10 protein-coding genes are annotated in these 12,630 nt (G+C 70.8%); all 10 read left to right on the forward strand.

Going from position 1 to position 12,630, the window contains the following annotated elements; all coding sequences use genetic code 11:
- The first annotated feature begins 602 nt into the window (after positions 1–602).
- The 10 genes from ACZ4FV_RS41555 to ACZ4FV_RS41600 all read left to right on the forward strand — a co-directional run bounded on the left by ACZ4FV_RS41555 (position 603) and on the right by ACZ4FV_RS41600 (position 12,588).
- Positions 603–1,307 carry an SAF domain-containing protein gene (locus ACZ4FV_RS41555; RefSeq protein WP_395859601.1) on the forward strand — a complete coding sequence of 235 codons (705 nt, stop codon included), beginning with the start codon at positions 603–605 and terminating at the stop codon, positions 1,305–1,307.
- Positions 1,304–2,263 carry a CpaE/TadZ family protein gene (locus tag ACZ4FV_RS41560; protein ID WP_395859600.1) on the forward strand — a complete coding sequence of 320 codons (960 nt, stop codon included), beginning with the start codon at positions 1,304–1,306 and terminating at the stop codon, positions 2,261–2,263. The genes ACZ4FV_RS41555 and ACZ4FV_RS41560 overlap by 4 nt, the downstream gene beginning before the upstream one ends.
- Positions 2,253–4,106, forward strand: a complete 1,854-nt coding sequence (locus ACZ4FV_RS41565; protein WP_395859599.1) for a CpaF family protein — start codon at positions 2,253–2,255, stop codon at positions 4,104–4,106. Before ACZ4FV_RS41560 ends, ACZ4FV_RS41565 begins: the two co-directional genes overlap by 11 nt.
- Positions 4,107–4,111: 5 nt before the next feature.
- On the forward strand, positions 4,112–5,083 hold the full coding sequence (locus tag ACZ4FV_RS41570; protein WP_465325862.1) for a type II secretion system F family protein: 972 nt from the start codon (positions 4,112–4,114) through the stop codon (positions 5,081–5,083).
- Positions 5,080–5,955: a type II secretion system F family protein gene (locus ACZ4FV_RS41575; RefSeq protein WP_395859597.1), complete on the forward strand. Its 876-nt coding sequence runs from the start codon at positions 5,080–5,082 to the stop codon at positions 5,953–5,955. Before ACZ4FV_RS41570 ends, ACZ4FV_RS41575 begins: the two co-directional genes overlap by 4 nt.
- A 134-nt stretch (positions 5,956–6,089) precedes the next feature.
- Entirely contained in the window at positions 6,090–6,392 is a 303-nt protein-coding gene (locus tag ACZ4FV_RS41580; protein WP_395859596.1) for a hypothetical protein, read from the forward strand.
- A 19-nt stretch (positions 6,393–6,411) separates the two neighbouring features.
- The gene (locus tag ACZ4FV_RS41585; protein ID WP_402229005.1) at positions 6,412–6,855 is read left to right on the forward strand and encodes a TadE/TadG family type IV pilus assembly protein; all 444 of its coding nucleotides are present in this window, start codon (positions 6,412–6,414) and stop codon (positions 6,853–6,855) included.
- 17 nt (positions 6,856–6,872) lie between these two features.
- Positions 6,873–7,316, forward strand: a complete 444-nt coding sequence (locus ACZ4FV_RS41590) for a TadE family protein (protein WP_395859594.1) — start codon at positions 6,873–6,875, stop codon at positions 7,314–7,316.
- The gene (locus tag ACZ4FV_RS41595) at positions 7,313–7,783 is read left to right on the forward strand and encodes a pilus assembly protein TadG-related protein (protein WP_402229002.1); all 471 of its coding nucleotides are present in this window, start codon (positions 7,313–7,315) and stop codon (positions 7,781–7,783) included. Before ACZ4FV_RS41590 ends, ACZ4FV_RS41595 begins: the two co-directional genes overlap by 4 nt.
- The gene (locus ACZ4FV_RS41600) at positions 7,780–12,588 is read left to right on the forward strand and encodes a LysM peptidoglycan-binding domain-containing protein (protein WP_465325866.1); all 4,809 of its coding nucleotides are present in this window, start codon (positions 7,780–7,782) and stop codon (positions 12,586–12,588) included. The genes ACZ4FV_RS41595 and ACZ4FV_RS41600 overlap by 4 nt, the downstream gene beginning before the upstream one ends.
- The last annotated feature ends 42 nt before the right edge of the window (positions 12,589–12,630 follow it).

Here is a 12,630-nt window from a genome sequence, read left to right on the forward strand (position 1 = left end):
ACCGTTGTCCGGGAGAGGACCCGAGGTCGACCGACAGGCCCATACCCGGCCGCCGACACCCCGCGAGCCCGAACTGCCCACCCTGCCAAGCCCCCAGGCGACTTGGCGACACTTCCACCCGTTCGTCGGATTCGTCGAGGGGGCCCGAGCAAGCGCACACAGCGTGTCGAGTACGGTTCGAAGCGTCGGACCGGCGGTGCGTTATCACGTTCGGGCGATCACGGAGCGCGCAGAACTCGGCCGGCCAACAATTGCCCGAAAGTGCTTGCGGAGCGCCTCGTTTCGGGACCATCGTGGGGCCCGTTCGGTGTCCGGAACGAGATGCTTGCCCGTGATCTTGGGTGGGGTCGGGTTCGTCACATGGCGTCCCCGATCGTGCTGGTTGACGTGGTCGGAAGTCGTACCGGAAAGCTTCGAATGATCGACTTCGGCGGCTGTTTTCGGGCGGTTCACCATTCACCTGACAGTGTGTGTGGTGGAAGATACGAGCGGTAGCTCCGAAGTGGATCACGGTCCGCGCGGAACCTGGGTGGACCCGGCAGAGCAAGGGGGCGGAGCCGGTGGTGAAGGCAGCTACGGAACGGCCATCGGGGAACGGCGTCGTGTCGCAGGGCGCGGCCGCCGGTGCGATGCCGGTGACGCCTACGCGCAGCCTCGGCGCCAGACGCCGGCGGCCGGCGCTCATCGCGCTCTCGGTCGCGCTGATCGCGGCCGGTGGACTCGGCTCGGCGGCGTTCTATCAGATGGGCGACCAACGGGTGCCCGTGCTCGCGGTCGCCCGCACCGTGCCCTACGGCCAGACCATCTCCGCCGAGGACCTGCGGGTCGTGGAGATCAACGACGCGCCGGGACTTCGTCCGATCGGCTCCGGCTCCAAGGCCGCCATCGTGGGCAAACGCGCGGCGGTCGAGCTGCGCGCGGGCACACTGCTGACCTCGGATCAGGTCACCGAGCGGATCGCGATCCAGCCCGGTGAGACGCTGGTCCCGATCGCCGTGGACGCGACCAGGATGCCGGTGCAGCGGGTCACACCCGGCACCCGGATCCTGGTGGTGACGGCACTCCCCGGAGCGGGCGGCCCCGCCAACTCCGCGCCCGCGCAACCGAGCACCATCGCGGCCACGGTGATCCGCTCCAGTACGGGCGACCCGAACTCCGGCTCCGGCAAGTCCGTCCTGGACGTGGCGGTACCCGCCAAGGACGGTCCCGTGCTGGCTCTCCAGGTGTCCGAGGGCAGGTTCTCCATCGTCGTGCTGAACACGGGCAACGCGGACGCGGCGCCGGCCAGGACCGGAGGGGCCCCATGACCGTCGTCGCGGTCACCGGTGGCGCGGGCGCGCCCGGTGCCACCTCGACCGCGCTCGCGCTCCTGCTCACCTGGCCGTTGCCGGCCGGCCGTCGGGTGATCCTGATCGAGGCCGATCCGGACGGGGGTTCGATTCTCGCCGGTGCGCTCCAGGGGCGGGTTTCGGCCGAATACGGCCTGCACCAACTGGGGGTGGCGCATCGTCAGGGAAACCTGGTCGACGCGTTCTTCCGGCAACTGGTGGACCTGTCCGACGGCCGCCGCGAACGGCTGTTGCTGCCCGGCCTCGTCGACCCCACGCAGGCCTCCGGCCTGGCCTATACGTGGGATCCGATCTCGCAGCTCGCGGCCGGCCTGGGCAGCCAGCAGATCCCGCACGACGTGATCATCGACCTCGGCCGGCGCGGCACCACCGGCGCCTCGGCGATCGCCGCGCGCCGGGCCGACCTGGTACTGCCCGTCGTGCGCGGGACGTTGCCCTCGCTGGCCCAGGCGCATCCGCGGCTGGTCGCGCTGCGCAACGATCTCGACACGCACGGGACCGGCTCGGATTCGATCGCCCTCGTGGTGATCGAGCAGGGTCGCTACTCGCGCCAGGAGATCGGCAAGCACCTGGAGACGCCCGTCCTGGGCCTGTTGCCGTTCGATCCCGAGCGCGCACGGGTGCTCTCCGACGGTGAGGGCGATACCGGAAAGCGTTTCCTGCGTTCGAGGTTCATGCGTGCCGCACGCAGCACGGCGGAGGCCGCCCTCGCGTTGGCCGAGCAGCGCCGGATGCGGTTGGCGCCCCGGCCGAGCGGCGGCGGCGAACTGCCGTCCGGGCCCGAGGCGCCCATGCCGAGCGACGGATGGGCGCAGGCGGCCGCGTACATCCGTCGACCGGCGGACTCCGAGGTCCGACCCGAGGCCGAACCGGCGCACCGGCCGGCCGGCGAGGAGGCGGGTCATGTTCGATAACGCGCGGCCCCTGCACCCGGATCCGCACAACAAACCCGAACCGGAACCGGAACCACCCGCCGAGCCCGGCTACCGCCCGCACATGCACGTCGTGCCCGGGATCCCGGAGGCCGAGGACGTGCTCTACGCGCCGCCGGCCCCGCCGTTGCGTACCTGGCCGGAGGGCTTCCAGCGCAGCGCACCGGGCGACCCCGACGCGGGCCCCGCGCCCACGTGGTCGGCGGGCGCGGGCTCGCTGACCCCCGCCGTCGGGCACATCCCGCCGCCGACGCCCGCCAACGGAACGCCGGTTCCGCCGGCCCACCCGCACGCGCGCATGAACGGCGCGGTCCGGCACCCGGACACCCGGGACGGCATGTTCACCGTGCCGCCGACCGCGAGCGTGAGTGCGAGCGGAGTCGGCACGGTCAGCCGCCGTCCCCCGGCCGGCGCGCCGTCCCCGACGACCGGGGCCGTCAAGCCGCCCCGGAACCCGTCCGGCGAACCCGTGGTGGACCCGGCCGTGGTGCGGATACTCAAGGACCGCGCGGCCGAACAACTGCACGAGTTCGACAAGATGTCGCCCGGGATGACCAACGGGGACCGCGAGCAGCGCGGCCGGGCGATCGTCGCCCAGGTCGTCGCCGAATGGGCCGACGTCACCGCACGCGAGCGCGGCATCTCCACCACCCCCGCCGAGGACCGGGCGATGGCCCGGGCGGTGTGGGACTGGCTGTTCCGGGCCGGGCCGTTGGAGCCGTATCTGACCGACCCGGCCGTGGAGAACATCCTGGTCAACGGCTACGACACGGTCTGGGTCGACTACGCCGACCGGCCGCGTGTGCAGGTACCGCCGCTGACCTCCTCGGACGACGAACTACGCGAGTTGCTCCGCGACCTGGCCCGGCGGCACGGCAGCGGTGAACGCACCCTGTCCACCGCGCAACCCACGCTGGCTCTGCGGCTGCCGGACGGCTCGCGCCTCCAGGCGATCACCGAGGTCACCCCGCACACCTATGTGACGATCCGTCGGCACCGGGTGCGCGACGTACGCCTGGCCGAACTGATCGGCCTGGGCACGCTGGACCGGACCCTGGCCGCGTTCCTGGGCTCGCTGGTTCGCGCGAAGAAGAACCTGATCATCTGCGGGACCCAGGGCGTGGGCAAGACGTCGTTGTTGCGCGCGCTGTCCCACGAGATCCCCCGGGACGAGCGGATCGGTACCTTCGAGACCGAACTCGAACTGTTCCTGCACGAGTTGGGGCACCTGCGCCAGGTGGTCGCGATCGAGGCCCGGGAGGGCAACGGCGAACGCGGCATCGACGGCAAGTCGGCGGGCGAGTTGACCATCGGCGAACTGATCCCGTCCGCACTGCGCATGTCGCTGTCCCGGATGATCGTCGGTGAGGTTCGCTCCAGCGAGATCGTGCCGATGTTGCGGGTGATGACCAACGGCGAGGGCGGCTCGATGTGCACGCTGCACGTGCGCGAGCCGGACATGATCTTCGACCGGATCGCCGAACTCTGCCTGGAGTACGGCGCGCACATGAGTCCCGAACTGGCCTACCGGCTCGCCTCGAACGCCGTCGACTACGTCGTCTTCGTGCGGATGATCGACGAGACGGCGATCGGCGGGAAGCGGCATCGTTTCGTCTCGCACGTCCTGGAGGTGACCGGGATGGGCGAGCACCGCCGCCCGGCCGTGAACACGATCTTCGCGCCGACCAGCGACGATCCGCGTGGTGTGGCCCGGATGTACCCCTCGGACATGCCGGACCTGATCCGGGCCGGTTTCAGCCCGCACCTGTTGGACGAGCCGCACGGCTGGCGTCCGTTGCAGCTCAAGCTGCATCAGGTCGGGTGACGGGCATGGGAGACGCGCTGTTGGTCGCGGTGTGCGGATGCCTGCTGGTCGGCGGTCTGATCGGTCTGGTGGTCGGCATCGTCGGCACCTACGACGATCCGACGCCCAAGCCGCCCGGACGGCTGGAGTTGGCGGTAAGGCGGTTGCGGTCGGGCCCGGTGAGCGCCCGACAGCGCACCGCGCGCCGGGTCCGTCTTGGCATCGGCATCGCGGCGGCGGCCCTGGTCTGGTTGTTCACCGGATTCCTGGTGGCCGGGCTGCTCGTGATCGCCGCGTTCAGCGGGCTGCCGTGGCTGCTCGCGCCGACCAAGAGCGATCGCACCATCATCAACCGCCTGGACGCGCTCGCCGAGTGGACCCGGCGGATCGCCGACCTGATCGAATTGGGCGCAGGCCTGGAGAACGCGATCCTCACCTCGCGGGCGACCTGCCCGGAGCCGATCGTCGAGGAAGTCGGCGATCTGGTCAGCCGTTTGCAGTCGCGGTGGCGTCCGGACGAGGCGCTGCGCGCGTTCGCCGCCGACCTCGGCGACGCCACGGCGGACAAGATCGCGGCGGCGCTGATCCTGCGCGCCTCGGACCGCGGGCCCGGCTTGGCGATGGCGCTCAAGGACCTGGCCACGACGGTGCGCGAAGAGGTGCGCCAGCGTCGGGCGATCGAGGCGGACCGGGCCGGGGCCCGGATGGCGGTGCGCTGGATCACCTACATCACGCTCGCGGTGACCGGGCTGGTCGTGGTGATCAACCGCGACTACGCGGAGCCGTACGGGACGGCGATGGGGCAACTGGTCCTGCTGCTGATGGCGATGGCTTACGTCGGCACCCTGATGTGGATGCGGGCGCTGGCCACGGACCGGGTCAAGCCACGGTTCCTGGTCGCCGACCCGCGCAGCGTGGTCAAGGCCGCGCAAGCCGTGGACGTACAACAGGCGGACGGCGTGCACACCGCCCCCGTGTTGCGGGGTGAGTGGTCGTGATCCCACCCGTGATGATCGTCAGCGGCTGCGTGCTGGGTGCGGGCGTCGCGCTGCTCGTGCGTGAACTGTGGCCCGCGCCACCGGACCTGGGCAACGCGTTGCATCGGCTCTCCGGAGCGCCCAAGCGGCGCACCGAGCAGACCGGCAGCAAGTACGACGACCAACTCGTCGCGCTGGCCCGCAGGGTCCCGGGCTTTCGGGTGCCGCACCGCGAACTCGACCTGGTCGGCGAGACGGTCGCCCAGTTCGTGCGCACGAAGGCGTTGCTGGCCCTGCTCGGCCTGCTGCTGCCCGCGATGCTTTCCGCGGTGCTGGTGGCAACAGGTATCGGAGTGGCCTTCTACGTGCCGCTGTTCCTGTCCCTGGCGGTGGCGGCGGGGATGTGGTTCATCCCGGACTTCGCGCTGCGCGACCAGGCCAAGTTCGCCCGGATCGAGTTCCAGCACGCGGCCGCCGCCTATCTGGACCTGGTCGCGCTCGGCCGCGCCGGGGACGCGGGCCCGGCCGAGGCGCTGGAGCGGGCCGCGGCGGTGGGCGACGGTTGGGCGTTCGTCCGCATCCAGGACGCGTTGGCGCGGGCCCGGGTGGGCAGCGCCGACCCCTGGGACGGACTGCGCGATCTGGCCAAGGACCTCGACCTCCCCGAACTCGCGGACGTGGCCGACATCATCGAGATGGCCGGTACCGAAGGTGCTGCGGTGTACGGCACGTTGCGGGCCAGGTCGCAGTCATTGCGCGTCGAACTCCTCGCGAACGAGCACGAACAGGCGAACGCGGACTCGGAACGGCTCACCGTACCCGGGACCATGCTCGTGGTGATCATGGGGATCCTGCTCGGATTCCCGGCGATATCCCGGATGTTCTCGGTATGAACCAGCTTCGAGGTACGAATTGGCGCCTTGGCGCGAATCAGCCTCTTGGTACGAATCAGTTTCTCGGCACGAATCAGCTTCTCGGTATGAACCAGCCTCGGACCCCGAGCCGTTCTCCGGAAGGAGTACAGGCAATGCAGATCGGTTCCTCGTCCCCCGCGGTGCTCGATCGCGTGGAGACCGCCGTACACAAACTGGCCCCCGCCCCGATCGCCTTCGTGTTGATCGTCACGGGCGGTGTGGTGGACCGCTACCGGCGGCTGCGCAAGGAGCGCGACCACGGAGCGGTCAGCATCGAGACGGCGATCATCGTCGCGGTGCTGATGGTGGCCGCGGTCAGCGTCGCGGCGGTGATCTACACCATGTACAAGAAATACCAGGATGGGCTGAAGAAGTCCGACGACAAGTACCAGGAGCCGGTACCCAACGCCGACTAGCGATTCGGACCACGTCTTCGTGAGCAAGGTGCCACACGGCCACCCCTACGACGCGATCCGGCGCCGTCTGCGCAAGGCAGGCGGGCCGGATCGTGGTGGCATGTCCATCACCATGGCGATCGTCTTCCCGATGTTCATCCTGGTCCTGCTCGCGGTGATCCAGGGCTGCCTGTGGTGGTACGCGCGCGAGGTCGCGATGCAGGTCGCCAAGGAGAGCGTCGAGGAGGCGCGGCGTCGCAATGGCGACATCCCGGCCGCGGAACAGCGGGGGCGGGATGTGGCGAAGGACCTCAGCGGGGGAATGCTCAAAGACCTGAAGGTGATTCCGAAGCGCGAGGGAGACGTGCGGATCAGGGTGACCGTCAGCGGTACGTCGTTGTCGGTCGTGCCGGGGATCGGGAGTCTGACCATCACGCAGCACGCGGACGGCGTCGTCGAGCGGTGGACGACAGCGGGCCGATGAGGATCCGGGGGGCGAGGGTGTACAGGGGGAGCCTGCGGGCGGACGAGGGGTCGTTCGCCCTGGAGGCAGCGGTACTTGCGCCGGTGTTGATCGCGTTCCTGTGTCTGGTCATCGCCTTCGGGCGGATCTCGGTGGCCGGCAACGGGGTGGACGCGGCGGCGAAGGCGGGCGCGCGGGAGGCGTCGATCTCGCGCGACGGAAGTGACGCGAAGGGTCTGGCGGAGGAGGCCGTGGAGAGATCGCTGCGGCAGGAGGGGGTCGGCTGCCCCAGGAGTCGGCGCACGGTCGACGTGAACGTCGACGGCTTCAGCGCCGCGGTCGGTACGGCGGCGACCGTCACCGTCACCGTCACCTGCAACGTGTCGCTGTCCGACATCGCGTTCCCCGGCATCCCCGGGTCGAAGACGATGCGGGGCAGCTTCACCTCGGTGATCGACACCTACCGGGAGAGGACGAAGTGACGACCCGCCGGCGTGTTCACGCGTACGCCGAGGGCGTCACCGGCGGCCCCCGGGACCGGGGCTCGTTGGCCATCATGCTCGCGATCATGATGGCCGTGATCATCCTGCTTGTCGGGCTGGTCCTGGACGGCGGCGGCAAGCTGCGTACGGATTCCAGGGCCGACGCGTTCGCGCAGGAGGCCGCCCGCGCCGCAGGGCAGGCAATCGACCCCACCAAGGCCATTCCGGGCACCGCGATCGTGGTGCCGAGCGAGGACGCCAAGCGCGAGGCGCGCAACTACCTCGCGTCCATCGATCCCGGTGCCATCGTCACCGTGACACCCGACGGCCGCAACGTCGACGTCTGGGTGACGCTCCACTACAAGACCAAGGTGGCCGCCTTCTTCGGCGTCTCCACCGTCACCGTCAGAGGCCATGCCCGTGCCGGGCTCGTCCATGGGATCCAAGCCCCGGAGGACGCACCGTGACCGTTACCCAAGGCCCTCGTCCCGGCTCCGGTCCCGGTACCCGGGCGCACGCTCGCAGCCGCGACGACCGCGGCCGACGCCGTGGACTCGGCCGCTTCCTCTTCGACTTCGCACGCGGCCTGCTCAGCCTCGTCGTCCTGCTCGCGTTGCTGGTCGGCCTGCCCGCGCTGCTCGTCGTGGCCACCACGACGTTGTTGCCGCACCGCCTGCCGGGACTGGACGAGGTCACCAAGATCCTCACCGAGCCCGACGACGGGAGCGGCTTCATCGCCGCGCTCGCGATCATCGCGTGGATCGCGTGGTTGTGCTTCGCGATTTCCGTCGTGGTGGAAATCCCGGCGCAGGTACGGGGGTTGTCCGCGCCGCGGATTCGCGGTCTGGGCTGGAGCCAGAAGGCGGCCGGCGCGCTGATCGGCGGCATCATGTTGCTGCTGCCCACCGGTACCGCGTTGGCGGCCGGCGAGGCACAGGCGGCTCCGCATCCGTCGGAGCGTGTCGCGAGCGCGCCGAGCCGCACTGTCGAGCAGGAGATCCCGGTCCGGGTACAGGATCCCGGGACGAGCGCCGGACCCACGCACACCGTGCAGCGCGGCGACTCGTTGTGGACGATCGCCGAGGAGCGGCTGGGCGACGGCAAACGCTGGACGGAGATCGCCAAGCTCAACGACGGCAAGGTGATGGCCAACGGGCAGAAGTTCGACTCGGCGGACTATGTCGAGGAGGGCTGGGTGCTGACGCTGCCCGCGAACGCGGCGCCGCCCGCCGAGGTCAAGTCCGCGCACGCGCCGGACAACGGACCCGGGGACCGGCGCGACGACCGGAAGGCGCTGCCGCAGACGGTCACGGTCAAGCCGGGCGACACGTTGTCGGACATCGCCGAGGAACTGCTGGGCGACGGCGACCGCTATCCCGAGATCTTCGCCGCGAACAAGGACAAGCCGCAGCCGACCGGTTCGGCCCTGACCGACCCGAACGCGATCGAGCCCGGCTGGACGCTGTCCATCCCGGGTGGTGGAGGCACCGAGGCCCAGCAGCCGCAGGCACCCCAGCAACAGCCTCCACAGCAACAGCCTCCACAGCAACAACCGCCGCAGCAGGCACCACCTCAGCAGCAGGCGCCGCAGCAACAGCAAGCTCCGCAACAACAAGCTCCGCAACAGCAGGCGCCACAACAGCAACAACACCCGCAACAGCAGCAGAAGCCGTTCGTCGAAACCCCGCCGCAGATCGCCAAGCAGGACCCGATCACGGTGCCGAGCGCTCCCGCCAAGCCGAGCCAGGCGCCGACGCCGAAGCAGAACGCGGAGAACACCAATCCCACCGGGAGCCGTGCCGAGGCGCCAAGCCCGGGTGGAGACGAGCGTTCGCTGCCGGTCGGCGCCATCGCGTTGGGCGCGGTGGGCGCCGCGGCGGTGCTGGGCGCGTTGCTGGTGCGCCGTCGACTACAGCAGTCGGTGCGTCGGGACGGCCGGCGGATCGCGATGCCGGCGCCGGAGGCCGCCGACCTCGAACAACAACTGCGCGCCACCGAAACCCCGGACGCGCTCGACCTGTTCGACCGCACGCTCCGCACGTTGTGCGCGCGGATGTCGGACACCGGACGCACCCTGCCGTTGATCGACTCGGTGCAGCTGACCGACCGTCAACTCGAACTGCACCTGGCCGCGCCGTCACCGCCGCTGTATCCGTTCGAGGCGGTACACGGCGACCACATGCACTGGACCTGCCCGGCGGACGCCGAGTTGCTGCACAGCAGCGCGGCGGCCAACGTCCCGGCGCCCTACCCCGCGCTCGCCGTGCTCGGCGAAACCGACGACGGCAGGCAACTGCTGGTGGACCTCGAATCGCTCGGCGTGGTCGGACTGACCGATGGCTCGGGCGAGGACAACCTCGCGGTGCTGCGCGCGCTGGCGGTCGAACTGCTCTCCAACGTGTGGAGCGACGACCTGTGCGTGACCGTGGTCGGCTTCGGTCGCGAACTGCGTGACGTGGAGCGTGAGGGTCGGCAACAACTGCGCTACGCCTACTCGCTGGACGAGGCGCTGGGCCGCCTGGCGACCTGGTCCGACGAGGTGGTCGGCCTGCTCGACGACGCCAAACTCACCTCGCCGCGCCAGGCCCGTACCAAGGGCATCCTGCCCGACACTTGGCCGCCGGAGATCGTGCTGTCCCTGGAGCCGCTGACCGAGGCGCACGTCCCGCACATCCAGCGGTTGACCAACACCTATCCGCGCGCGGCCGCCGCGATCATCGCGCCGATCCACGCCGAGCCCTGGCTCAGTGGGCTCGGTGTGACCCGGCTGCCCACGATCCCCGGTGTGGTGACGCCGAGTCGGATCAACACGGACGTACACGTGCAGCGGCTCGAAGACCCGCAATACCAGGCCCTGGTGAGCATGTTCACTGTCTCCAAGGATCTGGACGGCGTGCCCGCCGAAGAGCCGTTGATCCCGGTTCGGCGTCCCGCACGCGAGCCGGAACCGGCACACGCGGGGGCCGCGTCCGTCGGCGGCAGCATGTCCACGGCCGCGTGGTCCGCGGTCGGCGGCATGGAGCGGCCGGCCCGGGTGGGCGGCGGCGTCGCGACCGAGGCCGATGCCGGGGCCGATCCGGTACCCGGCTACTACCAGCCGGATCCCACCGATCCGGAGCCGGACGAGCGGGCGTTCGCCGCACCCGGACGACCCACGGGCGGGTCGGGTCGGGATGGGCGGGCCGGTTCGGGCTCGGGTGCGGGCTCGGGTCCCGGATCCTGGGGCACGGCCGTATATCCGCTCCCCGGTGGGCCGTTGGCACCTCCGGAGCGGATCGAACGACGGCTCGGATCGACCGAGGACACCGGTTCGCTGCCGTTGCCCTGGCTGCCCGAGGACCCGCACGAGTACGACGCGCAGTCCCCCGACGAGGTCGAGCGCCCCTACGAACCGGAGTTGTTCCAGCCGCCGGTGGTCGGTCCGGACGGCACCGACCCGGCAGAGCCGGCGGCGTACCCGCAATCCGCGCAGGAAGCAAAGGCGGCGGCCGACGTGCGCGCCGGGGAATCGACCGACTCGGAGCCCGGGTACGCGGATCAGTCATATGCCGAACCGCCCTATGTGGAACCGCCGTACGCGCATCCGCCATATGGCGGCGAAGCGCCCGTGGCGCCATCCTTCGAGGAGCCGGCCGTCGAGGGGTCGGTCCGTACCGGGTCGGTGTACGCCGAACCGAACGCCCAGGAGGCCGTCGACGCCATGCCGGACCGGCAGGAATCGGCTTCGGGGACGATGGAATTCGAGGTGGCCGCGCTCGGGACTCCGGTGTCCGAGGCGGCGGACCCGGCGGACGCGACACTCGGCGAACCGGTTTTCGGAGCGCCTGTGTTTTCGGAACGCCGCGACGCGCACGACCCGTTGGTCGACGAGCGGACGCCCGAGGACACCGGACACGACGAAATAGGACTCGAAGGGGTGGACGATCCCGAGGATCACCCCTACGCATCCGCCGGGGATGCCGGACCACCGGCCGACTCGGTGGCGGCCGCAGAGGCCCCGGACGAGGGAACAGCAGTGCCGATCGAGGCTCGGACCAGCACTGGAGAACAAGCCGTGCCGTGGGATGTCGAGGAGGCCCCGGAGGGCGCCTTCGCGGCCTACCCGGCCCATGCCGCCAACGGACACGGCGGCGTTCGGGCCGACGTGCTCACCGGCCCCGGGGTCCAGGTCCTGGGCCCGGACGACGAGGTCGACCTGATGCAGGGCGGCGAGCGCGGACGGACCGCTCCGGCGCCGGCCGAGCGGACACGCGCGGTGCCCCCGACGGTGGATGCCCCCGCGGGCGGCGTCGAGATGCCGTCGGCCGAGTACTGGGGTGCGCCGGGCCAGGTCCAGGAGGGCCTGGCCGTTCAGGAGGGCCCGACCGTCCAGGAGGGGCTGACCGCCGAGGACTCCGGGATGTTCCTGGTGGTCGCGCCGGAGGCGGAGGCCGCCGTGGTGGACGCCCCGGAGGTGGGTTCGACGTGGGACGTCGCGCCGCCGGTCGCCGCGCTCCCGGCCGAGGCGCCGGTCGCGCCGGGCCTGGCCTCGGAGGGCTTCGCGCCGACCTACCCGGAGATTCGGATCCTGGGTCAGGTCGATCTGATCGGTGTGGGCGAGGAGGTCGAGCACGGCCGACGCGCACGGCTCACCGAACTCGGCGCGTGGATCGCGCTGCACCCGGGCCGTCCGCTGACCGAACTCGACGCCGCCGTGTGGCCGCTGGGGGTCACCGCCACCGCGCGCAACTCGGCGATCAGCCAACTGCGCCGCTGGGTGGGCATCGGACAGGACGGTACAAGCCACCTGCCGGCGGCGGTCGGCGGCGGGGGCTATGCCTTCGGGCCGGGCTTCGCGTGCGACTGGTTCCGCTTCCGTGAGTTGGTGGCGCCCGGCCTGTACGGGAACCACGAGGTGGCGATGGACTACGCGAGGGCGCTGGACATAGTGCGCGACGCGCCGTTCGACGGGGTGGGCCCGCGCCGCTACGTCTGGGCCGAGCCGTTCCGTCAGCAGATGATCGCCGAGATCGTGGACGTGGCTGCCCGACTGGCGGACTACCACCTGGACAACCACGACCCGCAGGCCGCCAAGCGGGCCTGCTCGGTCGGCCTGGTGGTGTGCCCGGAGTCGCAGATGCTCTACCGCACGATGTTCCGGGCGACGCACATAACCGGCGATCGTGCCGAGTTGGACTACTACGTCGACCGGTTGGACGGATTGCTGGCCGGCCTGGGCGCGGAACCGGAGCCGCTCACCGTGGAGTTGCTGCGGGACCTGTTGGACGACTGACCCGGCGGCGGGCGGATCGGCGAACCGCGCCGATCCGCCCGC

The organism is Embleya sp. NPDC025285 (assembly GCF_055558835.1).